31 protein-coding genes and 1 pseudogene are annotated in these 24,433 nt (G+C 61.0%); 16 read left to right on the forward strand and 16 right to left on the reverse strand.

Translation table 11 applies throughout. The annotated features are described in order from the left end of the window. Positions 1–7 precede the first annotated feature (7 nt). From FH975_RS03630 to FH975_RS03650, 5 genes are read left to right on the forward strand one after another with little or no spacing between them, the layout of a single operon-like run. Positions 8–472, forward strand: coding sequence for a DUF3817 domain-containing protein (locus FH975_RS03630; RefSeq protein WP_153078753.1), 465 nt, complete (start codon positions 8–10; stop codon positions 470–472). Beyond that, positions 472–1,248 carry a CDP-alcohol phosphatidyltransferase family protein gene (locus FH975_RS03635; protein WP_162320119.1) on the forward strand — a complete coding sequence of 259 codons (777 nt, stop codon included), beginning with the start codon at positions 472–474 and terminating at the stop codon, positions 1,246–1,248. Before FH975_RS03630 ends, FH975_RS03635 begins: the two co-directional genes overlap by 1 nt. Then, positions 1,248–2,315, forward strand: coding sequence for a glycosyltransferase family 4 protein (locus tag FH975_RS03640; protein WP_162320120.1), 1,068 nt, complete (start codon positions 1,248–1,250; stop codon positions 2,313–2,315). The genes FH975_RS03635 and FH975_RS03640 overlap by 1 nt, the downstream gene beginning before the upstream one ends. Next, positions 2,270–3,145 carry an SAM-dependent methyltransferase gene (locus FH975_RS03645; protein WP_162320121.1) on the forward strand — a complete coding sequence of 292 codons (876 nt, stop codon included), beginning with the start codon at positions 2,270–2,272 and terminating at the stop codon, positions 3,143–3,145. Before FH975_RS03640 ends, FH975_RS03645 begins: the two co-directional genes overlap by 46 nt. 3 nt (positions 3,146–3,148) lie before the next feature. Further along, positions 3,149–4,108 (forward strand): lysylphosphatidylglycerol synthase domain-containing protein, encoded by a 960-nt coding sequence (locus tag FH975_RS03650; protein WP_162320122.1) that lies wholly within the window; start codon positions 3,149–3,151, stop codon positions 4,106–4,108. Here FH975_RS03650 and FH975_RS03655 read toward each other — a convergent pair. Together FH975_RS03655 and FH975_RS03660 are read right to left on the reverse strand one after the other, a co-directional pair. Then, positions 4,011–4,664 carry a class I SAM-dependent methyltransferase gene (locus FH975_RS03655; protein WP_162320123.1) on the reverse strand — a complete coding sequence of 218 codons (654 nt, stop codon included), beginning with the start codon at positions 4,662–4,664 and terminating at the stop codon, positions 4,011–4,013. The genes FH975_RS03650 and FH975_RS03655 overlap by 98 nt on opposite strands. A 35-nt stretch (positions 4,665–4,699) precedes the next feature. Then, positions 4,700–5,407, reverse strand: a complete 708-nt coding sequence (locus FH975_RS03660; protein ID WP_162320124.1) for a carbon-nitrogen hydrolase family protein — start codon at positions 5,405–5,407, stop codon at positions 4,700–4,702. A gap of 91 nt (positions 5,408–5,498) precedes the next feature. Here FH975_RS03660 and FH975_RS03665 point away from each other — a divergent pair, with 91 nt between their 5' ends. Continuing rightward, the gene (locus FH975_RS03665; protein ID WP_162320125.1) at positions 5,499–5,945 is read left to right on the forward strand and encodes a hypothetical protein; all 447 of its coding nucleotides are present in this window, start codon (positions 5,499–5,501) and stop codon (positions 5,943–5,945) included. A 7-nt stretch (positions 5,946–5,952) separates the two neighbouring features. Next, entirely contained in the window at positions 5,953–6,240 is a 288-nt protein-coding gene (locus tag FH975_RS03670) for a transcriptional regulator (RefSeq protein ID WP_162320126.1), read from the forward strand. Positions 6,241–6,256: 16 nt separating this feature from the next. Here the strand turns inward: FH975_RS03670 and FH975_RS03675 are convergent, their stop codons facing one another. Beyond that, positions 6,257–6,730 (reverse strand): DinB family protein, encoded by a 474-nt coding sequence (locus FH975_RS03675; RefSeq protein ID WP_162320127.1) that lies wholly within the window; start codon positions 6,728–6,730, stop codon positions 6,257–6,259. Positions 6,731–6,967: 237 nt separating this feature from the next. Between FH975_RS03675 and FH975_RS03680 the strand changes: the two genes are divergently transcribed. Continuing rightward, positions 6,968–8,692 (forward strand): carbon starvation CstA family protein, encoded by a 1,725-nt coding sequence (locus FH975_RS03680; RefSeq protein WP_162320590.1) that lies wholly within the window; start codon positions 6,968–6,970, stop codon positions 8,690–8,692. A gap of 50 nt (positions 8,693–8,742) precedes the next feature. On the opposite strand, the gene FH975_RS03685 is transcribed toward FH975_RS03680, so the two are convergent. Together FH975_RS03685 and FH975_RS03690 are read right to left on the reverse strand one after the other, a co-directional pair. Further along, on the reverse strand, positions 8,743–9,474 hold the full coding sequence (locus tag FH975_RS03685) for a sulfite exporter TauE/SafE family protein (protein WP_162320128.1): 732 nt from the start codon (positions 9,472–9,474) through the stop codon (positions 8,743–8,745). Positions 9,475–9,515: 41 nt separating this feature from the next. Beyond that, entirely contained in the window at positions 9,516–10,370 is an 855-nt protein-coding gene (locus FH975_RS03690) for an endonuclease/exonuclease/phosphatase family protein (protein ID WP_162320129.1), read from the reverse strand. A gap of 75 nt (positions 10,371–10,445) precedes the next feature. On the opposite strand from FH975_RS03690, the gene arfB reads away from it, so the two are divergent. Continuing rightward, positions 10,446–10,877, forward strand: coding sequence for an alternative ribosome rescue aminoacyl-tRNA hydrolase ArfB (gene arfB / locus FH975_RS03695; protein ID WP_202923043.1), 432 nt, complete (start codon positions 10,446–10,448; stop codon positions 10,875–10,877). A 24-nt stretch (positions 10,878–10,901) separates the two neighbouring features. Here the strand turns inward: arfB and FH975_RS03700 are convergent, their stop codons facing one another. Both FH975_RS03700 and FH975_RS03705 read right to left on the reverse strand, forming a co-directional pair. Beyond that, complete coding sequence (locus FH975_RS03700) at positions 10,902–12,185, reverse strand: sensor histidine kinase (protein ID WP_162320131.1); 1,284 nt, start codon at positions 12,183–12,185, stop codon at positions 10,902–10,904. After that, positions 12,178–12,918 (reverse strand): response regulator transcription factor, encoded by a 741-nt coding sequence (locus tag FH975_RS03705; RefSeq protein ID WP_162320132.1) that lies wholly within the window; start codon positions 12,916–12,918, stop codon positions 12,178–12,180. The genes FH975_RS03700 and FH975_RS03705 overlap by 8 nt, the downstream gene beginning before the upstream one ends. A gap of 129 nt (positions 12,919–13,047) precedes the next feature. Between FH975_RS03705 and FH975_RS03710 the strand changes: the two genes are divergently transcribed. The 4 genes from FH975_RS03710 (at position 13,048) to FH975_RS03725 (ending at position 16,630) form a co-directional block, all read left to right on the forward strand. Then, positions 13,048–13,638: a TasA family protein gene (locus FH975_RS03710; RefSeq protein ID WP_328821764.1), complete on the forward strand. Its 591-nt coding sequence runs from the start codon at positions 13,048–13,050 to the stop codon at positions 13,636–13,638. 79 nt (positions 13,639–13,717) lie between these two features. Next, complete coding sequence (locus tag FH975_RS03715; RefSeq protein ID WP_162320133.1) at positions 13,718–14,293, forward strand: signal peptidase I; 576 nt, start codon at positions 13,718–13,720, stop codon at positions 14,291–14,293. A gap of 172 nt (positions 14,294–14,465) precedes the next feature. Continuing rightward, positions 14,466–16,247 carry an Ig-like domain-containing protein gene (locus FH975_RS03720; protein ID WP_162320134.1) on the forward strand — a complete coding sequence of 594 codons (1,782 nt, stop codon included), beginning with the start codon at positions 14,466–14,468 and terminating at the stop codon, positions 16,245–16,247. Positions 16,248–16,258: 11 nt separating this feature from the next. Next, the gene (locus tag FH975_RS03725) at positions 16,259–16,630 is read left to right on the forward strand and encodes a hypothetical protein (protein ID WP_162320135.1); all 372 of its coding nucleotides are present in this window, start codon (positions 16,259–16,261) and stop codon (positions 16,628–16,630) included. A 10-nt stretch (positions 16,631–16,640) separates the two neighbouring features. On the opposite strand, the gene FH975_RS03730 is transcribed toward FH975_RS03725, so the two are convergent. Both FH975_RS03730 and FH975_RS03735 read right to left on the reverse strand, forming a co-directional pair. After that, complete coding sequence (locus FH975_RS03730; protein WP_235928432.1) at positions 16,641–17,231, reverse strand: protein-L-isoaspartate O-methyltransferase family protein; 591 nt, start codon at positions 17,229–17,231, stop codon at positions 16,641–16,643. Next, positions 17,218–17,745, reverse strand: coding sequence for a DUF421 domain-containing protein (locus FH975_RS03735; RefSeq protein ID WP_162320136.1), 528 nt, complete (start codon positions 17,743–17,745; stop codon positions 17,218–17,220). The genes FH975_RS03730 and FH975_RS03735 overlap by 14 nt, the downstream gene beginning before the upstream one ends. 111 nt (positions 17,746–17,856) lie before the next feature. Here FH975_RS03735 and FH975_RS03740 point away from each other — a divergent pair, with 111 nt between their 5' ends. Further along, positions 17,857–18,723, forward strand: a complete 867-nt coding sequence (locus FH975_RS03740) for a YqjF family protein (RefSeq protein WP_328821765.1) — start codon at positions 17,857–17,859, stop codon at positions 18,721–18,723. Here FH975_RS03740 and FH975_RS03745 read toward each other — a convergent pair. Further along, positions 18,649–19,356 (reverse strand): EamA family transporter, encoded by a 708-nt coding sequence (locus FH975_RS03745; protein ID WP_162320137.1) that lies wholly within the window; start codon positions 19,354–19,356, stop codon positions 18,649–18,651. The two genes, FH975_RS03740 and FH975_RS03745, sit on opposite strands and share 75 nt — an antisense overlap. 344 nt (positions 19,357–19,700) lie before the next feature. Between FH975_RS03745 and FH975_RS03750 the strand changes: the two genes are divergently transcribed. Beyond that, entirely contained in the window at positions 19,701–20,264 is a 564-nt protein-coding gene (locus FH975_RS03750) for a TetR/AcrR family transcriptional regulator (protein ID WP_162320138.1), read from the forward strand. Between the two features lie 155 nt (positions 20,265–20,419). Here the strand turns inward: FH975_RS03750 and FH975_RS03755 are convergent, their stop codons facing one another. The 4 genes from FH975_RS03755 to FH975_RS03770 form a co-directional block, all read right to left on the reverse strand. Then, complete coding sequence (locus FH975_RS03755; RefSeq protein ID WP_162320139.1) at positions 20,420–21,121, reverse strand: DUF5701 family protein; 702 nt, start codon at positions 21,119–21,121, stop codon at positions 20,420–20,422. Positions 21,122–21,259: 138 nt separating this feature from the next. Continuing rightward, on the reverse strand, positions 21,260–21,823 hold the full coding sequence (locus tag FH975_RS03760; protein ID WP_162320140.1) for a dihydrofolate reductase family protein: 564 nt from the start codon (positions 21,821–21,823) through the stop codon (positions 21,260–21,262). Positions 21,824–21,829: 6 nt separating this feature from the next. Further along, on the reverse strand, positions 21,830–22,189 hold the full coding sequence (locus FH975_RS03765; protein WP_162320141.1) for a VOC family protein: 360 nt from the start codon (positions 22,187–22,189) through the stop codon (positions 21,830–21,832). A 118-nt stretch (positions 22,190–22,307) separates the two neighbouring features. Further along, positions 22,308–22,661 (reverse strand): DUF1801 domain-containing protein, encoded by a 354-nt coding sequence (locus FH975_RS03770; protein ID WP_162320142.1) that lies wholly within the window; start codon positions 22,659–22,661, stop codon positions 22,308–22,310. Positions 22,662–22,860: 199 nt separating this feature from the next. Between FH975_RS03770 and FH975_RS03775 the strand changes: the two are divergent. After that, positions 22,861–23,043: pseudogene (locus FH975_RS03775) on the forward strand (histidine phosphatase family protein); the annotation flags it as partial. A gap of 18 nt (positions 23,044–23,061) precedes the next feature. Here the strand turns inward: FH975_RS03775 and FH975_RS03780 are convergent. Together FH975_RS03780 and FH975_RS03785 are read right to left on the reverse strand one after the other, a co-directional pair. Beyond that, positions 23,062–23,889, reverse strand: coding sequence for a nucleotidyl transferase AbiEii/AbiGii toxin family protein (locus tag FH975_RS03780; RefSeq protein ID WP_202923017.1), 828 nt, complete (start codon positions 23,887–23,889; stop codon positions 23,062–23,064). After that, positions 23,886–24,433 (reverse strand): type IV toxin-antitoxin system AbiEi family antitoxin domain-containing protein (locus tag FH975_RS03785; RefSeq protein ID WP_162320143.1); only part of this gene is annotated, 548 nt, incomplete at its 5' end. The genes FH975_RS03780 and FH975_RS03785, both read right to left, overlap by 4 nt.

Genomic DNA, 24,433 nt, shown 5'->3' on the forward strand with positions numbered 1-24,433 from the left:
TGCTCTGATGAGTCCGCATCTGCTTTTCCGAGTCATGGCCATCGCAGAAGCTGTGTCGTGGACTCTACTGCTGGGCGGAATGGTCTTACGTGCGACGGCTGGCCTCGATATAGCGGTGACCATCGGCGGAGGCATCCACGGGTTCGTCTTCCTGGCCTATGCCGTCACCGCCGCACTGGTGGCGAAGAACCAGCGGATGGGACGTTGGCCGGCGTCTGTAGCGATCATCAGCGCAGTCATCCCATATGCGACGATTCCTGCGGACCTTTGGCTGACCCGAACCGGGCGATTGTCCGGTTCCTGGAGACGGACAGCTACTGAAGACTTGCGTGACCAGAAGTGGCACGACAGCCTCTTCCGAACAGTGGTGAAGCATCCGGTGGTGAGCTGCGCAATTCTGCTGGGCAGCGTCGCCGTGGCGTTCATGGCGCTGTTGGCTCTGGGATCACCGCTCGACAGACTCCCCGACTAATGACCAGTCGACCTTCGGCACCTGCTTCAGCTGGGGAGGGCGGAGCCTCCACGGGCCGGGTCGATTCCGCGCTGACTGTCGTCTTCGCAGTCGCTGGAGCATTCCTCCTGACCGTGCTGTCTGAACCCAGCCCGTCGGTGGGTGCAGTGGGTGTGGCGTCGTCGTCCCTCATTCCTGTCATCGCAGCATGGTCGGTGATGCGCCGGAGCCCCCAGATGATCACCCCCGCAGACCGGGTCACGCTGCTTCGTGTGGCACTGATCGGCATACTCACGGCTGCTCTGGTGTTGACGATCGCCCAGGCGCTGCCGTCACGGACGTGGACGGTGCTGATTGTTGCTGCTTTGGCGGCAGTGTTGGATGCAGTGGACGGTTGGGTAGCTCGTCACGCTGGCCGAGGGACGGTGGCGGGTGCACGGTTGGACGGTGAGGCCGACGCCGCTGCACTGCTGGTCCTTTCTGCTCTGCTGGCTATGACTGTGGGGTGGTGGGTCCTACTGATCGGACTGATGCGGTACCTCTTTGTGGGCGGCTCGCTGATCAGACGTTCATGGCGCCGGTCTCTGCCCTACAGCGGGTTCCGCAGAGTCGTGGCCGCGTGGCAGGCAATCGCTGTCGTGGTGAGCCTAGGCCCTGTAGTCCCGGTCCCCATTGCAGGGGCCTTGGCAGCAACAGCTCTAGCGGCGCTGCTGTCTTCGTTCGGTCGCGACATCCTCCTCCTGGAGCGTACCGGCCGATCACGGGGCGAAACATCTCATCCTGAGCGGCCGGACTGATGGAACCGCGAAAGTCCGATCACGCATTCATTGTGCCGGCCGACCTGCCGGGACCCAGCGGGGGTCTGAACTACAACCGGCGTGTTCTGCAGTCTTGGCACCAGCACGGTCTGCATGTCGCAGAAGAACCCATAGCTGGCAGTTGGCCGAACCCTGACCAGCATGCCAAGCGTGCGTTAGCCCAATGCCTGTTTCGGTACAGGTCAGTGCTCGTCGATGGGATCATCGCCTCGGCGGCACCGGACGAGCTCGCTCGGGCTCGAGCTGCGGGGGTCGAGGTATCAGTGCTGATGCATCTGCCACTTCCTGCGGAGACTGGTTTGAGTGAGGATCAGCGGAGGTCAGCTCAAGAGACAGAGCACCAAGCTCTCCAGCAGGCGACGCGGGTCGTATGCACCAGTCAGTGGGCCCAGCGTGACGTGACTGCTCGGTACGGGAAGCTCCCGACTGCCGTGGCAGCCCCTGGCTGTGATGCTTCGCCGCTGGCCCGCGGGTCCCTTCCACCGCGCATGTTGTTTCTCGGAACCATCTCGCCCAGAAAGAACCCGCGGCTGCTGCTGCAAGCACTGGCAGCGTTGGACCGGGTCCCTTGGAGGCTGACGATCGCTGGACCTCCGGGCCCGGACCCGAACTACACGGCAGACGTGGCTGCTGCTGCGAGTAGGCTTCCGGGTCGCGTTGACCTGGTGGGACCCCTGACCGGGGAGCCGCTGGAAAAGACCTGGGATGCCACGGACCTGCTGGTGCTGCCCTCGCTGGTAGAGACCTACGGAATGGTGGTCACGGAGGCCATTGCTCGCGGGGTCCCGGCTCTTGTTGGCGCCGGTACCGGGGCGGAGGAAGCCCTGGCGGCAGCTCAAGATCCCGCACGCCGCGCAGACTATTCGGCATTGCCGGGTATGGCGGTTGACCCCAGTGACCCACAGGCGTGGTCGGCAGCGCTGGGGCAGTGGCTGACGCTGGGTGACTTGCGAAGACGATGGCGCAGCAATGCTTCGGTCGACCGGGATAGACTCCGACCATGGAGCGAGACAGCGGAAACTCTTCACACAGCACTCCGGTGGTGACACGTCCTGTGGCTGCGGACTGGTTGGGTCTGCGACGAGCAGCCGATCACGAAGCGAGGCAGAACGCTGCACCTGTGATCAAGCGCATCAGTTCCTGGTTGGACGAACGTCTCAATGCCGGCCAAGCGGCTGTGGTCATTGACCTCGGAGCGGGCACTGGATCGAATCAGGCGTGGCTGGCACCTCGGCTGACCGTGCCCCAACAGTGGATTCTTGTCGACCACGATGCGGGGTTGTTGGATGCGAGCACTGCAACGGATGCTCAGCAGGTCAGGAGTACCACCCGGATGGTGGGGACAGTACATCAGCTTCCAGAGCTGGTGGGCTCAGAGGCCCCCACTCTCGTAACCTGCGCAGCGCTTTTGGATCTGCTTTCACCGCAGGAAGCAACGCTGATCGCTCAGACGATTGCTTCATCCCAAGCAGCGGCGTTGCTGAGCCTGACCGTGACCGGTCACGTCTCTCTCACCCCGGAGGACCCGGTAGACCACCAGGTGGCTGCAGCGTTCGACGCTCACCAACGCCGCGAGGATCTGCTCGGACCTGACGCCGCAGAAACGGTCGCGGGATTGCTGCGCGAGAATGGCGTCGATGTCGAAGTCGTGGAGACTGACTGGGTTCTCGACGCCGCTCAGCCTGAGTTGGTGGAACGGTATCTGACCGACCGAGCCAATGCTGCAGTGGAACAGAATCCAGACTTAGCTGAGGCGGCCCAGCAGTGGGTGCAGCGGCGTCGCGTGCAGCTTCAGCACGGAGACCTCAGTGTCCGTGTGGGGCACCAAGACGTGGTGTGCATCCCGGAGGCCCAGGCAGCTTTGTCGGCAGGCTGAGCAGTGAACACCCCTGCGCAGACCGGCGCGGGGCAGGCAGCGGGCTTGCCCTGGCGAAGCATCGCGGTGGGAGCGGCCCAGATCCTCATCACCGGGACGATCCTGGTGGCCATTGCCGCGTTGTGGGGGACAGAGAACTTCGCTTCCGCCGTACGTGGTCTGCCCTGGTGGTCTTTCATCGCAGCGGGCGCCCTTGGAGGTCTTGGAGTGGTTGTGCAGGCCCTCCGGTGGCGGATTGTTGCCCGTCATCATGCCATTGACGTCGGTGTCGGTGCGGCTATTGCCCGATGCTGGCAGGCTGCATTTCTCAACAGTGTGCTTCCAGGCGGTTTGGCGGGCGACGCGTTGCGCGCAGCCGATGACAGCACTGACGCCTCCGTTTCCTCGCGCCCCAGGGCCCTAGCCAGCGGGTTCGCGTCTATGGCCGCCGAACGATTGGTCGGGACTGCAGTGGTGTTTATTGCCGGCGGCGTGGTGCTGCTGCCTCTTGCCCCAGTGGCAGGCACCGGATGTTTGCTTGCTGCGCTCACAGCAGCCGCCGTTGCCAGCCGCTGGCTCCGCCGTGTGCCCGTAGCCGGAGTCATACGGATCGTGGCGCTCTCAGTGGTCGGATGGACCTGTTTCGCGACCCTCTTCATGATCTCGGTTGCGGTGCTGGAGCCCGCCGCCCCGATCGCAATGTTCCCGAGTGCGGCGGCCGTGGCGCTGGCCGGCATGTCGATACCTGTGGGGGTCGGCGGCTGGGGAATCCGCGAGGTGGCCTCCGCCTGGAGTTTCTCACTGAGCGGGCTCTCGGCCGCTGATGGGGTTCGCGTCTCAGTAGGCTATGGAGTATTGGCGCTGGCATCGACTACACCCGGTGCTGTCATTCTCGCTCTCCGGATTGTGCCGAGGCTGCGTCAGGCTCGCTTCTTCGCCGCAGGACCGAGACAGCGAAATCGGCGTCGTCGTGACAAGCTTTGAGATCCCAGGTCGCGAATCGGTGCTCTAGGGACAACCCGGACACCGCAACATACTGATCAAACTCAGCCAGGCTGAGATGCCGGTTCGTGTGGAATCCTACGATAATGAAACCATCTGGGTTTACGCATGCCTTCATTTGGCGCAGCACCTGGATCTCGGTGCCAGGTGCGAGGAACACCATGACATTGCCGGCTAGCAACACAGCGTCGAAGGACTCCGTTGTTCCGAGCGTCTGCAGCTCCAACTCGGCCAGATCGGCGACAGTGTAGCGAGGTCCGGGGTGGTCCGCCTCGGCGGCAGCGATCAGCACAGGGTCCGCGTCGACTCCGTGCACGGTGTGGCCACGCGCGTGAAGCTCCCCGGAGAGCCTGCCAGTGCCGCATCCGGCATCCAGGATGCGCGCATGCCGCGGGACCATCGCATCGACCAGTCGCGCTTCACCGACCAGGTCCTGCCCCTGGGCCGCGAGTTTCCTGAAGCGGTTGATGTACCACTGGGAATGACCATTCTGGGTCTCGGTAGCCCACCGTGTGGGTGGTGGCGCGGAATCTGTCATGGCCATACTCTACGAGGTGGCCGGCGGCATAGTCTTCAGCGGACCAGGTCGGCTACTGCGATACGACCCGGGTGTGCGTCTGTACCGGCGAGCCTTTCGCCAGCGGAGTCGTAGATGGCTGAGTGGCCGGCTGTTGAGGTGAAGGCGCCTCCCGTAGCTCCGGCGAAGCTGGCGACTGCTACCGGGGCCCGCAATGCCCGTGCAATGACATAGCAGCGAGACTCGCACTCGATCACGTCTTCGGGAAGATCGACGACGCCGGCAGCGTAGAGGTCTACTCCCCTTCTCCCCAGTTGAGCCGTGTGCTGGCTCGCGCCGGTATCTTTGCAGATGGCCAACCCCACGGTCCAACCGTCAATCTCTGTCACCTCAGGTCCTGGCCCTGGAGTGAAGCGTTGATGCTCCTGCCCGTGGACCCACGTTTTCCGATAGACCGCGCGAACGCCGGACCTATCGATGCGGATCGTGGCAATGAAGGCCCTGTCACCTTCGATAATGGGCGCCCCGGCAAGAGCGACCGCATTGGTTTCCCGGCAAGCGGCAATGATGGGCTCAAGGGCAGAATCGCTGAGAGCCACCGCGTCGGCCTCAAGCTCGTAACCGGTCAGCGATAGCTCCGGAAACACGATCAGCCGCGCCTGAGCTCGGCGCACCGCTTCAGCGTGTGCGGCAGCATTGCCGCCTAGGTCATGGGGGCGAATCGCAGGCTGCGCCACGGCAACACTGAGAGTTGAGGACGTCATGAGTCGATTATTGCTGAACAACGCCTCCGGAGCTCATTGGTCGCACCATAGTCTACTTGCAAAATGTGCAACTAGTTGTGAAAGTGATTACATGAGAAGGCCTGAGCGAAAACCTGCGGGAGTCGACGGGGGCGCGAACCCAACACCTGAACAGGCGCGTGCATTGCTGGCTGCCATACCCGCCCAACCAAAGCATGAGCTGGGGGTAGCTGATCACATCTGCGTGGGAGCAACTGTCATCCTCGCGATGGCTTCAGGACTAATTGCCCTCACTGGCCATCCCTGGTGGGCGGTCATTCCTGCTGTGGCATCCAGTACCGGCGCATTCGCGTGGATAGCACACCGCCAGGCACGAGTGAACGAACCTCGGTTGCGAGCCGTCTTGCTCCCGTGCCTTTTCGCCGCGTGGCTTAGTCTTCCCATTTGGAGGGGGATCACCCGCGGGGAGACCGTCCCCTTTCCTGAGTCGATGATATTCGCTGGACTAGCTCCCGCAGCCTGGCTGGGGTTCTACCTGTGGCTTCAGCTGCGCCGTTAGAGGCACCGTGAGCTACCAAGACCTGGACGCCCACCTCCTTGCGCCCAAGCGTTTCGTCACTTTGGCCCACCTCAACCAGGTCGAACAGGCGGACTATCCGGCGCTTCAGGAGTCCACCGGACTCTCGACCCCAGATCTGTCCAAAGTCATTAGAGACTTTGAAGAGCGCGGGTTAGTCATTGTCATTAAGGAACGCCGGAATCGGTATGGACGGACCGTAGTCAGACTCAGTGGTCAAGGGGAGAAGTCATTCCGTCACCTTCTGCGTGTCCTCAACCAAGCTGCGGGTCAGTGATTTTCTCGCTGGAGCACTAACGTGCCTGTGATTGGACAACCACGTCGCGGGTGACCTCGGCTTGCCCCAAGTGTTGGCACAGTTCTTCGAAGACGTGAAGCAGCACACCTTCGCATGACACTGTCCAGAAGTCCTCCCGGCCAGGCGGGACAGCGACAGGAGTGGCCGCCGGATCAGTCTGCTCGACGTCAACGAGAAACTCGGCTCGAGTCCGCGCGGCAAGCTCCAACGCCTCAGCGACTGGCATCTGCGCTGTGAACTCAGCCTCCCGGTCGCGAGGCACCTCAATTCCCAGATTGACGCTAGCTGACCAGCGGCGCATCATGCCGCAGCAGTGCACCAAAATCTGGATCACCGAATTGCTGTCAACGTGTGCCGTAGTCCGGTTTGCCGCTTCATCGTCCAATTGAGAAGCCAGACGCACCAGCTCATCGAACTTACGGAGAACAAACTCCACCAGCACGCTATGGACCCTTGGTTCAAACGTCAATGACTCACACCTTCCAACTCGCGGACCGCGCTCATCGTAGCGCAGACATGTAGATCACGAGCCTCGGGAGCGAGGAGCGGCTCCGCATAGAGCACCTCACTGCACACGACGCATCAATTGCGGACGGTTGTCCACTGGGCGGACAGGATGTTACCGTGACTGTCGTCACATGACTTTTCCGGGTAATTGGCCTAGGGACTTCCTCAGGCTGGACTGAAGGAGAGAATCGTGGAATCACTGAACGCCATCGTGTTGGCAGTTGTCGGCGGGGGCATGTTGCTCGCCGGTTACTTCCTCTATTCGAAGTTCCTGGCCCAACGGGTTTACCAGCTCAACGACAGCTTCACCACTGCCGCACACCGTTACCAGGACGGCGTGGATTACGTTCCCACCAACCGGTTTGTCCTCTGGGGACACCACTTCACATCTGTAGCGGGCGTAGCTCCTATCGCCGGTCCAGCGATCGCCATTATTTGGGGATGGCTGCCAGCCTTCCTCTGGGTCACCATCGGCGCCGTGTTCATCGGAGCGATGCACGATTTTGGCGCCCTGTGGGCGTCCAACCGAAACAAGGGACAGTCCATGGGGACCCTGTCCGGGCGATACATCGGAAAACGCGGCAGGGCGATGTTCCTGGCCGTCATTTTCCTTATGCTTGTGATGACGATCACCATCTTCGCCGTGCTGATGTCAGGTCTACTGGTCGACCAACCAACCGCCGTAATACCGAGTTGGGGAGCGCTCATCGTCGCCCTCGGTGTGGGTTTCGCCATCTACAAACTGCGAATGAACTTGGTGTTGGTAACTGCAGTAGGCGTGGCCGCACTCTACGGACTGATTCTCGTGGGCAACGACATCCCTGTGGAGCTCCCCGAGACATTCCTGGGGCTGCCTCAGCAAGGCCAATGGATCGTCTTGATTTTCATCTACGCCGCAATCGCCTCAGTCCTTCCTGTGTGGGTGCTGCTGCAACCACGCGACTACATCAATGGTGTCCAGCTGTTCATCGCCTTGGGAGTGATCTACGGATCGGTCATCCTGTCCCGGCCTGAAGTCGTTGCTCCAGCGATCAACGACTCGGTGCCGGAGGGAACACCCTCCATGATTCCGCTGCTCTTTGTGACCATTGCCTGTGGGGCCATCTCTGGATTCCATGGCATCGTCGCCTCTGGCACCACTTCCAAACAGCTCAACAAGGAGACTGACGCCCGCTTCGTAGGTTATTTCGGTGCGATCGGCGAAGGCTTGTTGGCACTAGGGTCAATTATCGCCGTATCGGCAGGGTTCCAGTCCGTCGCTGAGTGGCGGGATCTTTACAGCGAATGGAATGCCGGAGGAGCCCCAGCGTTCATCCAGGGCGGCGCGAACATCGTCAGCAACGGTATCGGACTCGAAAGCGGCCTCTCTGCCACGTTGTTGGCAACGATCGTGGTTCTGTTTGCCGCCACGTCCATGGATACCGCGTTGCGCCTCAAACGCTTCGTCGTCCAAGAGATCGCCCAGGTGATGGGATTCAGGCTCAACGTATGGGCCGCTACGGCAATCGTCCTAGTCATTGGCCTGGCTCTCGCTTTCTCCACCGGCGCTGATGGCACCGGCGGCATGACTCTCTGGCCCCTGTTCGGGACAACGAACCAAATCCTGGCTTCCGTGACCATGTCTATCTTGGTCGTGATTCTGATTCGGAAGAACCGCATGATCTGGCCCGTGCTTATCCCAATGAGCTTTGTCCTCGTCATGTCCACGCTGGCTCTTATGCAGCAGCTGGGAGATTTCTGGTCACAGCAGAACTGGCTGCTGCTCACTCTCAATGTGATTGTCCTGGTCACCGCCCTCTGGGCGTTCATCGAGGCCGTCGCTGCTATGAACCGTGCTCGGCATGAGCCCAAAGAGACGGAGGAGCAGGAACTGGCCGAACAGTACGCAGACGTCAACCCGCGGCGGAGCACCGGCCCATCATGAGCATTTGTGGAAGCTGACACAGCGTCCGCGGTGCAGGAACGGTCGTTGATTCATATCAATAGGTTGAGCGCGCCGACGGCGGTGAGAATCAGCACCAAGGCATCAAAGACCCGTTGAGATATGCGCGAAGCCAGCCACCTGCCGGCGAACGCCGCCGCCACCACCAACGGAACCAACACAGCCACGATGCTCAGCATTCTGAGATCCAAAAGGCCCAGCCCGATCTGGAAGGGAACCTTGAAGAGATTGATGGCAAAGAAGAAGTAAGCGGCGGTGCCGAGGAAAGTCTTCACATCCAGGCGCATTCCCAACAGATAGAGGCTCATCACCGGCCCACCCGCGTTCGCCACCATAGTGGTGAAACCGCCCAACCAGCCAAACCCGTAACCGGCGACTCTCCCGGGTTGAACGGTCGTCCCACGGCGTCGGCGCCAGAGCGTGAAGACCAACAGCACTAAGAGAATCGCGCCTATGACTCGGCGCACCACGTCATCCGAGGCTAGGCCGAGGAACACACTTCCCACTGCGACACCGGCCAGAACTGGCCAGATCAGCCGACGTAGAATCGCCCAATCCACCGTATGCCGGTACATCCAGACGGCGAACAGATCGCCGACAATCAAGAGAACCAGCAAACCTGCGGTAGATTCCCTCGCTGGTAGAGCGGTGGCGAACAGAACCACTGCGAGGGTGCCAGCACCCGGCAGCGCCGTTTTCGACAGCCCCACGACGAGCGCGCCCAGGCCTAGCAGCACCCAACTGAGCGTATTGAGTTCATCCACCCCGACAGCTTATCCGCGGTGACGAATTGAACATCGAAACCTCAGGCCGGGCGCAACACCACCTGCACCGGGAGATGATCGGAGGCCCAGCCTCCTGCATAACGTCCGGCGTTGACCGCTGCGCTGGCCACACGGAGGGACGACGACGCCAGAATCCAGTCAATGCGCCGTCCCGTCGCCTTGGGGGGCTTGTAGTTGGCGAAGGTGTCCCACTCCTCAGTGAGGCGCTGCTCGGCCGCCGGCCACGTGTCGGTGAGTGAGTCGCCGGCCCGCAGTGTGGCAAGTGGTTTGCTAGCTGCGTCCGCGTTGAGGTCCCCCGTCAGCACAATTGGCACTGTGGTGGCCTCAACGATCCGGTGAATCACGCGTGCCGCCATCAGGCGTGCGTATGGGGACAGATGATCCAGATGGGTGTTGATGTGGACAAATCTCGAGCCTTCGACTTGGTCTGCGAAGGTTGCGTGCACCATGATGCGCGGATAGACGCTGCCCCATGACCGGGAACCCGGTTTGTTGGGGGTCGTGGAGAGCGCAGCCTGATGCCAGTCGATGAGCTCTAGTCGCTCGGCGTCGTAAAGGATCGGATTGCCCTCTCCTCCTCCACGCGACCCCCGACCGCGCCCCACCACGGCATAGTTCTCACCCAAAGCTGTCCTGGCGAAAAATGCCTGGTCGGCGAGCGCTTCCTGGACGCCAAGAAGTGTCGGTCTTTCCGCTTCGAGGAGCGCCTGGAGGTGTGGGGCGCGTGTGGTCCAGCGGTCTGCGGAGCGCAGCTGTAATCCTCGTGCTCGCCGGCGAATGTTCCAACTCATCACGTGGAGGTCGGGCCTGGCCACAGGGCCGATGACTGGTATATGGCGCACAGCATCCTGATGCGGCCAGCTCGCGTACACCATGTCATCCTCCTCAAAACTGACTTCGATGCCTGCGTGGATCCTTCCGGTTAGGGCAGACTACAAGGCGTGACCAGTTTGTACGTATCCCCGGGACCAGGCGCGCCAGAGGGTTTGACTGTGCCTGCCCGAGAACTCCGCGAGCAGTTCTCGCATGCATCTGGGCCTGGGGGCCAAGGGGTAAATACGACAGATTCACGCGTCCAGCTCAGTCTGGATATCGCCACCACATCGTCGCTAACGGAAGACCAGCGAAGACTCATCTTTGACCGGCTCGCTACGCGCCTGTCGGGCACGGTCCTCACGGTCAACGCAGCCGAGCACCGCTCACAGCGGCGCAACCGGACCGCCGCCCGTGATCGCTTGGCGGAGCTCTTGCGAGAAGCCGTCACTCCCCCAGTCCCCCGGCGCCCAACTCGCCGCACCCGCGGCTCACACCGCCGCCGGCTTGAAAGAAAAAGCCAGCGCTCCCAGGTCAAACAGAGCAGGCGCCGTCCCCGTCCTGACTGAATCCTGCAGCTTCCTGCCATTGAGCTACACAGGAATGTGAGAGTCTTCGCGTGGATGCTCAGTGCTCCACTTTTGCGCAGAGTTCGATGGGAGGACCAACACAAACCTGGTCGTGGGTGTTGTATCGAGACGCAGCACACCTCCGGCCGCTATAGCGAGTTCGGACGCGACGGCGAGACCGATCCCCTCTCCTCCCCCCTGAGACACACGACGTTCAAAGAGCTCACTGCTCCCCGGGCGCGCACCGTTGTCGGTCACACTCAATTGCAGCTGAGATCCGTCGTCTAGGGCTTGTAACTGGACAGTCCCGCGACCGTGGGTCAGCGCATTCTCCAGGAGAACATCGAGTATCTGCGCCACCGGCCCCTCGTGCAGCAGCCCGGTGAGCTCAGGATCGGTCTGCACCGTGATATTGCGGCCAGCGTTTTTGGCCTGCCGCGACCAGCGCGTGGCCGATGCTTGCAGGAGATCATTCACGGAGATCGTCATGGCATCTCCCAAGCGCTGGCCGCGAGCCAGGTCCAGTAGCTCAGTGACAGCAGAGCTGAGTCGATCCAGTTCTCCGAGCGCGTGAGTCAGCTCCGTGGCCACTTCTGGGGAGGTCTCTGGCCAGTATGTGAGGTCCTCCAATTCCAGACGCAACGCAGTGATGGGGGTCCGCAGTTGGTGCGAGGCGTTGGCGGCGAACTCCCGTTCCCGATCTAAGAGTTGTTTGAGCTGTTTGGCGCTCTTGCTAAGCGCCGCCCCTATCGCCTGCGCCTCAGGAAGCCGGTAGTTGGGCTCGCCCAGGTCGAACCTCCCACCGCCGAGCTCCCTGGCCGTATCGGCCAACTCGCGAAAGGGACGCGAGAGTCTTCGTGCCATCACCACGCAGACGATTCCTGCCAGCAAGCTGAGCCCGAGCCCGAGCATCACGATCGGCATAAGAGTCGAGACGAGCCGATCTTGGACTGCCTCTCCCGAGCGGCTCACGATAAGCTCCTCATCACCCGGAAGCTCGCGGCTCACCCTGAGATCCTCGCCATGGTCACCCAGTGTCTGCCCGGCGACAGCCAGAAGACTCCCCTCGGAGTCAAGGTACTCGATGCGTTGGCCGTCTTCCACAAGCCTCTCCAAGTACTCGTCATCCAGGTCACCCCCATTGTTGCTCTCAGTGATCAAAGCTTGAACCCAGTTCGCTGTCCGTTCCAGCTCCTGAGCCTCGGTTCGCTGCACCTCTTCAGCCAAAAAGTAGGCACGTGGAATCCCATAGAGCGCGATGATCACCAGTATGAGGCTGCCGAAAACTGCGAGAAGTCGCTCACGCATCCCGCAGGTTCTCCTCAAGCCTGAAGCCGACACCGCGCACCGTGACAATCCGACTAACGCACTGCGCAGACTCAAGTTTCTGTCTGAGGCGGCCCACCGTTACATCCAACGTCTTGGTGGACCCGAACCAGTTGGTATCCCAAACGTGATCCATCAATTTCTCTCGACTCACCACGGCGCCGCGATCAGCCTCTATGAGAGCCAAAACGTCGAACTCTTTAGCTGTCAGCGGCAACTCGCTCCCACGGACGAATGCCTGGCGTGCGCTGCTGTCTACAGCAATCCGACCGTCCCTGTCTGAGGCCCGACCGCTTACGCTCCCACCTTCAGACGCGGGACTCTTCTGTAGGCCTTCCTTCAACACGGGTTGACTTCGCCGCATAAGTGCACGGACTCTGGCCAGCAGTTCTGCCAATCCGAATGGCTTAGCCATATAATCATCGGCACCAACGTCAAGCCCCACCACACGGTCTATTTCCGCTCCACGCGCGGTCAAAATCATGATCGCCCCATTGAAGCTATCCTCGCGAATAAGACGGCAGACTTCCAGGCCATCAACGTCCGGAAGACCCAGGTCTAGGATTATCAGGCAAGGCACCTGCGTGCGCGCATGTTGGATCGCTGGCTCCCCAGCCGCTTCACGCTGCACGGTGTAGCCCTCACGGGTTAACGCTCGGACGAGTGGGAGCGCAATACCGTCGTCGTCCTCAACTAAAAGTATGTGGTGGGTCACTCAGCGGATTCTAACGTAACCCTGTTGCTCAACTGTGGAGAACTTGAAGAAAACCTGTAGGTCTCCTGTGGCACATGCCTCCGTAGCGTTATCTTCATCAGTTCAACCACACCACCTTCAGGAGCCACAGTGAAGAACACCGCACCCGCCACCGCTATTGACACAGACACCGCCGTCGCTGCCAAGCCATCCTCGCGACGTCGTCGGCTACTCCTGCCTCTGGCAGGCCTCCTCACCGCCGCTGCATTGGTCCTCGGTTCGGGAGCAGACTTCGTCTCTAGCTCAGTCAATGACAACAACGCCTACACAACGGGTACGCTCTCTCAGACCAACTCGAAAGCAGACTCGGCCATCTTTAACCTGGACAACCTCAAGCCAGGTGACACCGTATCTGGTGGCGTGGTGTTGACCAACTCAGGCACACTCCCTGCATCCTTCAAACTGACCGAGGACGCGTCCAACGGATTCGCTAAGAAATCAAACCTTCAGTTGACCATCTCGGATGCTAAAGGTGGCCCTGCCCTCTGGAGCGGCACCTTCGGTGAACTCACCTCCTCTGGTGCCTTAGACCTTGGCACCTGGGAAGCAGGCGAGACCCGCGAGTTCACCTTCCGCGTGACCCTCGCACAGAGCGCCGGAAATGCAGAGCAGGGCAAAACCGCCTCTGCCTCCTACACATGGGACGCAGTCCAAACCGAAGCGACCACATACAACCAGTAATCGTCGCAGCGCACGGATACGCAATCCGGATTCGTCGCAGCACCTCGACGTGTCTTAGAACCCCTGGGAGAAGAAACTGATGATCCGCACACTCCGCCGTTCGTCCCAAAAAACTGTCAGGGTCCTCATCAACACCGCAGCCGTTGTGGCACTGCTCCTCGCGGCCGCCTTCCTAGTTCCCGGCCTGTTGGGGTTTGAGCGCTACGTGATCACAGGTGCGTCGATGTCCGGGACCTTCGAACGCGGTTCACTGGCCATTGCGAAATCGGTGCCAGTGGAGGACCTAGTCGTAGGCGATGTCATTACATATCTTCCGCCTCCGGACTCGGGCCTCTCCGAATTAGTCACGCACCGAATCGTGGAAATCGATGATTCGTTGGGCGCGCCAGTGTTCCGGACCCAGGGAGATGCGAACGCTGCATCCGACCCGTGGCTGTTCCAGCTTGACGACCCTCTGCAAGCTCGTTTAGAGGTAGCCGTGCCAGAGATTGGATGGGTTTTCATCGCACTTGCTGACAGAGAGATGCGGATGGTCATGATCGGTATACCCGCAGCCGTCATCGGAATGCTCTGCCTGCTTGACCTGGTACGCGCCTGGCGGACCCCGGAGCAGGCACCCAATTCGGTCGGTACATCTTCCGCACTTGCGGCATAACGACGAACGCCCGCACTGAGGACCCCACCACCAGGTGGGGTCCTCAGTGCGTCAATAGGAATTGTTGCAATGCTGTGGGGCGACGCGCACATTCTGTTGAGTTCCTGTAACCCGCCGCTCTCTACCCTGAATAGTGAAGCCAACTCGCTGAGAACCGGAAGCCTGGAAAAACATGAATGCACGAACACTGCTGGTCTTAGTAACCGTCCTTGCGGCCGTTCTGGGCCACACTTCTCCGAGCTTCTCGACGGCTTCCTTCACCTCATCGTCCAGTACTGGCGTCAGCACCATCCAAGCTGCCAAGGACTGGACGCCTCCAGAGGTCACCATGGTCAACCCGGGTACGGCAGTGAAAGGCTCCACGACCCTCTCGGCCGAGGCCTCGGACGCGGATTCCGCAGTCCGGAGCGTCACCATCCAACACCGCGGGCCATCCGCAGGAAGCTGGAGCGACGTGTGCACTGCGACCGTTCCGCCTTTCTCATGCACATGGGACACGGTGAACACCGACGACGGGGAACATAGCCTCCGCGCGAGGGCAACAGACACTTACGGCAACACGGCAACGTCAGCAACTGTGACCACGGCCGTGGCAAATAAGCTCACTGTGGTGTTGACCGCGCCTGCCGAGATCATTCGCGGCACCACAGACTTCATCACCACTTTGCATCACGCGGGCTCCACTCCTTATCGGGTCACGGTGGAATACGCTCCCACCGGCACGAACACATGGGCGACCGCCTGCACCAACCTAGATGCGCCTTACACGTGCAGGGTCAACACCACCGCCGTGACGGATGGAGAATACGATCTGCGCGCCACCGCCCACGCAGGAAGCACGGCGACGACCTCTGAGCTGGTTCGCAAGATCCGTGTCGATAACACGGCACCAAGTGTGAACATGGCGGATCCCGGCTCGCCGTTGCGAGGAACCCTCACGTTCACTAGCACCGCGAGCGACAGTGGCTCCGGTGTTGCCGAGGTCCGCATGCAGTACTCAGTCGCCGGGACAGGCTCGTGGGCGGACCTCTGCGTCGACACCACAGCGCCGTACTCATGCCAATACGACACGAAAAAGTTGACCGACGGCACGTACAACTTCCGAGCGGTCGCGACGGACCGCGCCGGCAACTCCTCCACGTCGGCTCTTGTGACGAACCGCGCCATTGAAAACACCGTATCCACTGTCACCATGGCAAGCCCCGGCTCGAACGTAAGCGGCAATGTGTCCCTGAACGCGACGGCGAGCTCCACTGCTGGAGTGCAGTCCGTGGCAATTCAGCACGCACCATCCGGTTCCACAGCATGGACCACGGTATGCACTGCGACCACCTCTCCGTATACATGTGACTGGAACTCGAGGTCTGTAGCCAACGGCCAGCACAGCTTCCGCGCGGTGCTCACCGACGGTAACGGCACCCAGACTGTGTCGCAGACCGTGACCGGCGTACGAGTAGACAACCCCCTGATGCGCGGCCTGAGCGTACATGTTTCGAACGGCAGAGGCTGGGGCGGAGAGGTGGATCCAGGGGACCAGATCGTCTACACCTTCAGCGAGCAGGCCAATCTGGGATCCGTGACGCCAGGTTGGAATGGAGGCTCTATTCCGGTCACGGTGCGGCTGCAAGACGGCGGCCTCATCAATGACAGCATCGATATCCTGCGCGGCGGGAGCCAAGTCAATCTGGGTTCTGTGAACCTGCGCAATAACTACATCAACACAGGAGCTACCGCGACGTTCAATGCCACCATGAACGCCTCAACCACCACGGTCAACGGAGCGCAGCGCACGGTTATTACGGTGACTCTCGGCGAACAAGCCAGCGGAGGCAGCGTCACACGCGGAGTGCTCTTCCCCTCCACCATGATCTGGTCACCTTCCAGCGCAGCGACCAACCAGTTCGGAATCCCAATGTCCACAGATACGGTCTCCACATCCGGAAACCGGTTCTGATGGTGCGGCGGGTGCGCGCCACGGCTGCTTCGGCCGTACTGCTCGCAGCCGCGCACGGCTACCTGGCCTGGCTCCAGTACGATGACACCGCGTATCTTGCCCTGTTGTCAGGCGTCGCCGCACTTCTTGGGATCATCGCGGCAGCCCGCCTATGGTGGGCCAACTGTATGGAGTCGAGGTTCGTCACCGCCGCGATCGCCCTGGGGGCTCTTCTTGGACATCTACTGGTGGCGGCCGTCGGCCTACCAGGGCAGCGGCAGGCGCTGCCGCCTCAGGCTATCGACGTCATCATCGTTGCGCTTTCCTGCGCTGTCCTCCTACTTCTGGTGATAACCAGGCCTCCCCCACGCGCCCCTCCGCAAGAGCAGCGCCGCACCTGCTAGACGCTGGCACTCACCTGAGGGGGACAAAGCTGAAAGGGCCGTGTCTGGTGACTGCGACGTCGTTCGGTCGCTTTTCAACGCGCAGCATTTCACCGCGAACAGGTATGACCATGATTCCGCTCATGTGCAGCTGCTCGATCAGCGACTCCGGCAGGTGGTCAGCTTCGGCAGAGACAAGAATCCTGTGAAAGGGTGAGTCCCCACGCAGCCCGAGTTCTCCCCGACTGGCTTGCCTGACCTCGATCCACGGCATGCCATAGGTGTCCAACGCAGCATTGGCCCGGTTCACGAGCTCTGGAACCAGCTCTACACCGATGACGCGGCCCTGCTCTCCGACGAGGTGGCCCAGCAGCCCTGTGGACCATCCTGACCCCGCACCCACGTCGAGTATCTTGTGACCGGGCCGAACCTCCAGCAATTGAAGCATCGACTTCACGGTTCTGGGCTGTGAGTTGGTCTGTGAAAACCCAATGGGGAGAGCCTCATCGAGGTCCGCCAGGTGACGCACCTCCTCGGGCAGAAAATCTGCTCGGCGAATGGCGGTCATCGACTTCTCGACGTCGTCCTTCTGGCGTCTCCTCATCCAGCTATGGCTGCTCATCAAGCCGCTCCAGATTCAGCCCAGCCAGCGCGGACGCATCTCCCCAGTCTTGGTCGGCAATCACGCTGAGCGAACCGTTGGTTTCGAGTACGATTGCGGCGATCTTACCGAGGTCACCCTTTCCGGCCTGACGCGCTGCCTGACGGAGCTCACTCTCAGTCATCCGGTGCCGTCGCAGCGCCTGCTGATCGAAGCGTCCGTGCAGCAGCAGCACATCGGCATTGGCTGTCAGCGCCTTCTTGACTGCGGGCCGCCGCGATGAGACGAACGCGACGAAATACTGCAACAGTGCTAAGAGCGCAAGTGCCGTCGCACCCTCACTCCACGACACGTCGCTGCTGAGCAGGATTGTCGCCAGAGTTGACCCGAGCGCCACCGTGACGACGAAGTCGAAAGCATTCAACTGGGCGAGTGTGCGTTTGCCGGTGAACCGCAGAACGCACACCAGCGTGACGTAAGCCGCACTGCCAACGAACAGAATACGGAGAATATCTGACCACGAATCGAACCACATGTGCCAAGTCTGGTGCTCAGCTCGGCTGCACGTCTACCCTTGCCCAAACGCGGGCACCTATGCTGGTGATCTCTATAGCTGTGCGCTACTCGAGGACTGGAGAACGGTCGCGTGAAGATTCTTCCCAAGCACTTTATGAAGCGACAGGCAGCACCCCGTGAGAGGGACTTGTCCGAGCTCGCGCCCAATGAGGCTCCCGCACTGGGCAGCTCACCGATACTTCAGCAGCGCTGGAGCGACGTCGCGTTCCTCCATTGGAGGGTTGATCCCAGCTTGGTCGCACCGTACATGCCCGCGGGGTGCTCCCCCGATGTCATCGATGACAGCTCCTGGGTGGGGCTCATTGGATTTCAGATGTCTAAGAGCTCGTTCTTCGGCAGCCCCAGCATCCCCTGGCTAGGCAACTTTCCAGAGGTCAACGTCCGTCTGTATTCCATCGACGAAAAGGGTCAGCGCGGCGTCGTCTTCCGAAGCCTTGAAGCCTCCCATCTGATCCCGGTGCTGGTGGCCCGTGCGACCTTCAGTCTCAGATACCAGTGGGCTTCCATGAAGCTGGAGAAGCGCGATGGCGAGATCGCTTACCTCACCAGGCGTCATGGTCAGGCGTCAGCGGCCTCGCACTTCATTGTCCGGCCCACTCGCGATGCGGCGGCGAATGCGAAACTCAGCACGGACCCCATCGCTACGTTCCTCACGGCACGGTGGGGCTTCCACGAAAGCCACCGCGGACGGACGATCTTCTGCCGCAACCACCATGAACCCTGGCCGCTTCAGCACGCTGACCTTGTACACCTCGACGACGGGCTCTTGGCTGCCGCTGGGTTCGACGGCCTCGTCAAACGTGACCCAGACTCCGTTCTCTACGCATCAGCCGTAACGACGATGTTCGGATCACCCGAGCGCCTAGCGGGCTACTACTCGACTCTCGGATCTTCGTCTCGCACCGAAAAACAGCCCCCTCCGACTGCCGCCCCGTGAGGCCCTCCCTGTGGGGGCAGTGGCCATAGTGGCGCCACCGGCGGTGACGATGAGTCCGATGCCCACTGCCAGTGGCCAGGTCAGAGGGTCCGCGAGCACGACCACGCCGAGAACAGCCCCGATGACGGGATCAAGAGCGAAGAACGTGGAAACGACACGGCTGCCAACCATCTTCAGTGCGAAGAAGTCGCAGGCGAATGTCACAGTAACTCCTAACGCGCCGAGCGTCACAAGAACAGCCCAATCCTTGGGCCCCGGAGAGGCTGCATGGCTAACTGCCACTGGACCTAACAATACGGCGGAACACACGGTGGCAAGCGCCAGACCGTCGATGCCTGAGTCCTTCCCCAAACGTCTGGCGGAGATGGTGTAGCCCGTCAGCGACGCAGCGGCTGCAAGACCGAGCGCGACTCCTGCAATGGAGACGTCTCCGGCTGGGCGGGTGACAAGAACAACACCCACTAGGACCAGAGCTGCGAGAAGAAGCTGCCGCGGGCCGTTGGAGACTGCCGCAGCAAGCGCGAACGGCCCTAGAAACATCAGAGCTGCCGCCACACCAAGCGGTAAGGCCTGCACGGCGTAGTAATAACTGAGATTCATCGCGGCCATGGCAACGCCCAGAAGTCCGATCATCAGCAGCTCTACTGCGGAGCGCCGTCTCAGAAGGGGGGGAGGTGAGCCCTAGGCGGGCAAGGATTCCTGCGATGAGTACCATCACCCCAGCTCCGAAGAACTGCCTCCATGCTACGACGCCAGCTGGATCCATGATGTCGAAGAGGGTGTGGGCTAAGGCCGCTGATCCCTGAACGGAGAAGCACGACGCCACGACCAACCCAGATCCCATCACTCGGCGAGCAGGCGGGCTCGTCATTCGTTCTCCACTGTCGGATACACCCGTCACGTCGTGATGTCAGTCTCTGTCATCACTTGAGGCTAGCAGGTCATGTCATAAACTGTCATCACGTAGGATCACTCATATGGGACGTTGGGCCGCCGGATCAAAAGAGCGCCTGCTCACTGCTGCGGTGGAGTTGTTTGCCGAGCGTGGATTCGACGCTACGACAGTGGCGGATATCTCTGAACGGGCTGGAGTGACAGAACGGACCTTCTACCGCCACTTTTCTGACAAGCGAGAGTCTCTGTTCGCCAATGAGGAGGCCTTCGCGGAGGCTTTCCTCCATGGAATCCGTGGGACCCCGACCGAATCGAGTCTGCTGGAGTTCATCAGAGGAGGTCTCGTTGCGGGTGCCCAGATGCTTCAAGAGAACCGAGAACGGGAGGAAGTGCGCGCCCGTGAGGCTGTGATCTATATGAACAGTCCGCTGCTTGAGCGTGAACACCTCAAGCGGGCGCGGCTGACCCAAAGGGTCGCAGACACCTTGTCGGAACGCGGCGTCGCAACCGCTCAGGCAGCGCTGGCGGCGGAGATTTCCACCGGCGTCTTCTTTGCGGCTTTCAACCGTTGGTTGGAGGGCGAGCACGACGATCTCGTGGCAGCTCAGATGGTCTGCCTTGACGAGTTCCGGTCTATAACCCAGTAAACAACCGTGCTCGGCGGCACGTCCGCATATGCGCATGCCGACCTCAGTACGCCGGTGTTTGAATCCGTGGTCACACCCGGTCAAGGTGCAACCTCAGTCATCGACAGCCTTTCCCGCCGTGAAGGCATCAGAGAATCCGTACTCGTCGTGATTGGTCACCGTGGTATTAGATGACCCAGCCCGAGGCGTGCATCGCCTGATGCGAAGCCCAACCATGTGTGTCTGTTGTTCCACCAGCACCACCCTGCTTTCGGAGCACCTCGCCGCTGGCGCCCGTCACGACCGGTCCCGTTTGAAATCCATAGAGCGGGGGTACGCGCGTCGAAGCCCTCAGCTTTACGCAGACGCGAGCCGATGGTCATATAGCAGGCGCCACGAACCAACATTTCCGGCGCCTGTAGGGCAAGGTGAATGCCCTCAGCCAGCGTGAGGGGCGTACGCTCTTGGTCTCTCAGGGCAGCTTCTGCCTCGGCAGGTGACCAGTTACGCATGTCATCGCCTCGGTCAGGAGCAGTGATCGCGTAGATAGCCGCTTCTGGAATCTCCGCGGCCATTGTTGGCGCAAAGTCGTCGATGTCTGACATATCGGCGACAACGAACCCTTCGCGCTGCTCAGTTGAGCTTCCGAACTTGGGTGTTCGCAGATGCGGGACTAACCTGCTGGGCGGCAGAAGACGCTCAGCCACCACCAAAAGCGATCCCTCGGGAAGCCGCTCCTCCAATTGAATAGCGGCCGACCGTAGTTCGTCATCGGCAACCAGTCCCCCAATCGATTCATGCACCAGGCCGAGCGTGATCAGCCGTTCCGCTTGGTCGGACAGAGACGGCAGAGTAGTAGTGACAGAGTCCAGGCCCATAGAGAATCTCCCAAGAATGAATCAACGCGGAGGAAACGCTAACGCCCATGATGATCCCTGTATTCCCATGGACCGGATTCAAGGTTCATTCGACTCACCGTCACACGAGTCCTTTCCTTGATGCAGGGATGTTTATGGTCAGCGCGGCTGGTAGCGGTGGTACACAGTGCCGTTGGCGAACACGCGGTGCTCGACCAGGCTCAAGTCCAAGCGTGTCCCCTCAGGTAAGGCGCTCAGGCCACCACCCACCACGTGAGGAACGGTGAGGAACCGGAAATCCTGCACAAGGCCAGCACGGATCGCCGCGCTCGCCGTAGTCGGTCCGAAGATCTCGACTTCTCCCGGTGCCTCCTCCACGATCTGTTTGAGATCGGCCAGGCTCAGCTCAGGTATCACCCGGATCCGTTCGGATCCGACTTCCTCGCGAGCCAGTGTGGAGGAGGCCACCACACACTCGATATTGAGCCAACGCCGGGCAAATTCGTGCTCTGCATCACCCCAGGAGCCTGCATCGGGTTCAGCTTCCCAGTACTTCATCAGCAGGAACGTGTTACGCCCGAGAATTTCGGTCGATACTTCACTCAAACGTTCGATATGGAAAGCGAAGACCTCCGCACCGGGGGCCGCCCACTGAAAGTCTCCGCTGGCGTCAGCAACGTAGCCATCCAGTGAGACGGTTGCGGAGTAACTCAGTGTTCCCACGTGGGGTCACGCCTCGGAGTAAACACCCAAGCGGTTCCCGCTCGGATCGGTGAACTCGAACCGCCGTCCGCCCGGGTAATCGTAGGGTTCTTTCACGATGAATCCGCCTGCGTCTCGCACGGCCTGGACACTCGCATCCAAGTCTTCGGAAAAGAGCAACACTAGGGGGCCGTCGTTGCTGGGCGCCGAGGCTGGATTCAAGCCCCCGACCTCGCCGTCTCCATCGGGTGACTTGATACCGCTGTACCCCGGACCATAGTCGTTGAACTCCCACCCGAAAGCGGCCTCATAGAAGGCCCGCGTTGAATCGAGGTCAGTGACGCCGAACTCGATATAACTGAGCGCATGATGGACCGGTCCATGCATACGAACACCTCCGCCACTAGGGCTACACCTCAAGGATAGTGACCCGTTCACCTGAAGTCGACCGCTTCACAGCCGCTCCCGGGCACAGGAAATCAATCCCAGAGCGATTACTTGATTCTTACTCCACCACCGAACGAACAATCTCGGCGATACGCTTCTCGGTGGCATCATCCAGGGTTTCGAAGTACCACGCGGCGGGCATCAGCCTTCCATCCACGCCACCTGCGGGTCGGAAGGCCGGTTTCTCTGTAATCGCGAGGTTCATGCGTTCGTCGTTGCGCAGCGTCACGAGTGCTGGGGTACTCGCCGACTTCGCGTAGGCGGGCATTCCATACCAGATTCGCGGCTTCAGGGTAGGAGCCGCCGTGACGATGATGTTGTGAACGCGTTGCATAACCGACCGCCGCGGTTCGTCCATCTTGGAGATCTTATCGATGACCTGCGTCAGATTTTTCTCGTCTTTCGATGACATGTCATGTCCTTTCGTCAGCAGACGCTCAGCATCTGCGGAATGAAGTTGGCGCATCAGCGCGCCGCACCCCATCCGGACATGCCCTCCATTATCCAGGGCTCTCCGCAATGATTCACGTGATAGTCACGTGGAAGCGCAGTTGGTGGCCTGAGCCACTGCCCACATAATACCTGAGGCCGGGGGTGGTTAGGCTGATGGGATGGCGACAGTTATTCTCGTGCGGCACGGCCGCACCACCGCAAATGCTACTGGGGTCCTGGCTGGCAGGACCGCCGGAGTAGACCTGGACCAGGAAGGTCGGGACCAAGCGGCTCTTACCGGAGACCGACTTGCGGCCGTTCCGCTGGTCGCGGTGGTGTCGAGCCCCCTTGAGCGTTGTCAGTAGACCTCTGACCAGTTCTCAGCTGACCGCTGCGATTCGCTGCACGAAGCTGTTGGTCCAAGCAACGGCTTCCGCGACAGAGGGCAATACGTCGAGGTCTTCCGCAGCTTCCGCGTAGAGAGTTTCCCAACCTTCACTCGCGACGATGGAAGGCGGCCATGACTGTTGTCGCCGGTACTCGAAGAGCCGAGCACACGTCGCGGCAACCTGTCCGAAGTCGAGATCCTCCCCCTCGGCAAGAAGCTGAAGGTCGACAAGGTCACGAGCGCGCTCACTGCCTTCACTTGAGACAGCGTGCAGTTTCTGCGCGACCTGGTGGTCTGCCCGCATCACCGGCACCGGCTTCGGAACTTCGAGGCCGACCTCCGAAAACAGTTCAGCTAAGTCCTCAGCAAGGCAGAACTCGGGCTCATCGGCGTCACCGATCTCGTTGTGGCCAAGCTCAAACTTCACGGTGCACCATGGCCTGCCTCGATAGTCGAGCTTCACCTCGAAGGGCTTCATAACGTACGCCGTTGGAATGGCCGACGGACGTGGCGCAGGTTTCTCAATCAACCTGCCGGTGAACCCAGCCCATCCCTCCACCAGAGACTCCTCGAAGTCGCTGCGGAACCGAGTGAGAGTCTGCTCCCGCGCCGCGTCGAAATCTCGGGTGAACCTCGTCCCCCGTCCATAGCGCAACGCCATCCCGCTGCCACCTTTGACCGCTCCCCCTGGCAGCATCTGCCCGACGACGACTAACGCCATACCGACCCTGCGGCGCTGAGCCAGTCCATCGTCGCCCTCGAGATTGCGAATGCGCTGTTCCAGAGAGCGCACGCTCGTCGGTGCGCCAGAGTACTTCACGGCCGGACACCCTCCTTCCGCATTGCCTGCCACTCGGCGGTTGTCACTAGCCCTTCCGCGCGCGCCTGCTCTGCGGCAGAGCGGAGCCGATCGGCCTCAATACGTCCGCGGCACTCGAGAATGGCATCAGCAACCGACTGAGATCGCAGCCCCTCGTAGAACGTCGTCTGAACCTCGCCTCGAACCGGCGTCAGCTCGACGAATGGTGGAAGCTTCGCACGCGCGCGCCGAGGGGTGGCCACTTTGATCCGTCGCGGGTTTACGTCAGCGAGCCCGAACAGGGCCAACACCGACTCGCCATGGAGGTATGCGCCCTCGCCGGCCCGGAGGAGCGCTTCGGCGTACTGGTCATATCGCGTAGGGGGAACGTCTGGCACGCGATATATTCCGTAAGCGACGTTCTCCAAGCCACCTCGGGCGGCCAGCTTAGGAAGCTCAATTGCAGGAACACCTGCCTCAGCTGCCTCGTTCGTCGTGACATACCCATAGTGATCTAACGCAATCTCACGCACAATGTCCCGATACTTGCCATCCGCAACCATGT

The organism is Nesterenkonia haasae (genome assembly GCF_010119385.1).
In the GTDB taxonomy this organism is placed as follows: domain Bacteria; phylum Actinomycetota; class Actinomycetes; order Actinomycetales; family Micrococcaceae; genus Nesterenkonia; species Nesterenkonia haasae.

Coding starts and splice junctions, on each gene's coding strand:
- FH975_RS03630 (WP_153078753.1), top strand. CDS start 8: ATGAGTCCGCATCTGCTTTTCCGAGTCATGGCCATCGCAGAAGCTGTG.
- FH975_RS03635 (WP_162320119.1), top strand. CDS start 472: ATGACCAGTCGACCTTCGGCACCTGCTTCAGCTGGGGAGGGCGGAGCC.
- FH975_RS03640 (WP_162320120.1), top strand. CDS start 1,248: ATGGAACCGCGAAAGTCCGATCACGCATTCATTGTGCCGGCCGACCTG.
- FH975_RS03645 (WP_162320121.1), top strand. CDS start 2,270: ATGGAGCGAGACAGCGGAAACTCTTCACACAGCACTCCGGTGGTGACA.
- FH975_RS03655 (WP_162320123.1), bottom strand. CDS start 4,664: ATGACAGATTCCGCGCCACCACCCACACGGTGGGCTACCGAGACCCAG.
- FH975_RS03660 (WP_162320124.1), bottom strand. CDS start 5,407: ATGACGTCCTCAACTCTCAGTGTTGCCGTGGCGCAGCCTGCGATTCGC.
- FH975_RS03665 (WP_162320125.1), top strand. CDS start 5,499: ATGAGAAGGCCTGAGCGAAAACCTGCGGGAGTCGACGGGGGCGCGAAC.
- FH975_RS03690 (WP_162320129.1), bottom strand. CDS start 10,370: ATGGTGTACGCGAGCTGGCCGCATCAGGATGCTGTGCGCCATATACCA.
- FH975_RS03700 (WP_162320131.1), bottom strand. CDS start 12,185: ATGCGTGAGCGACTTCTCGCAGTTTTCGGCAGCCTCATACTGGTGATC.
- FH975_RS03715 (WP_162320133.1), top strand. CDS start 13,718: ATGATCCGCACACTCCGCCGTTCGTCCCAAAAAACTGTCAGGGTCCTC.
- FH975_RS03720 (WP_162320134.1), top strand. CDS start 14,466: ATGAATGCACGAACACTGCTGGTCTTAGTAACCGTCCTTGCGGCCGTT.
- FH975_RS03730 (WP_235928432.1), bottom strand. CDS start 17,231: ATGAGCAGCCATAGCTGGATGAGGAGACGCCAGAAGGACGACGTCGAG.
- FH975_RS03735 (WP_162320136.1), bottom strand. CDS start 17,745: ATGTGGTTCGATTCGTGGTCAGATATTCTCCGTATTCTGTTCGTTGGC.
- FH975_RS03745 (WP_162320137.1), bottom strand. CDS start 19,356: ATGATCGGACTTCTGGGCGTTGCCATGGCCGCGATGAATCTCAGTTAT.
- FH975_RS03750 (WP_162320138.1), top strand. CDS start 19,701: ATGGGACGTTGGGCCGCCGGATCAAAAGAGCGCCTGCTCACTGCTGCG.
- FH975_RS03755 (WP_162320139.1), bottom strand. CDS start 21,121: ATGGGCCTGGACTCTGTCACTACTACTCTGCCGTCTCTGTCCGACCAA.
- FH975_RS03765 (WP_162320141.1), bottom strand. CDS start 22,189: ATGCATGGACCGGTCCATCATGCGCTCAGTTATATCGAGTTCGGCGTC.
- FH975_RS03770 (WP_162320142.1), bottom strand. CDS start 22,661: ATGTCATCGAAAGACGAGAAAAATCTGACGCAGGTCATCGATAAGATC.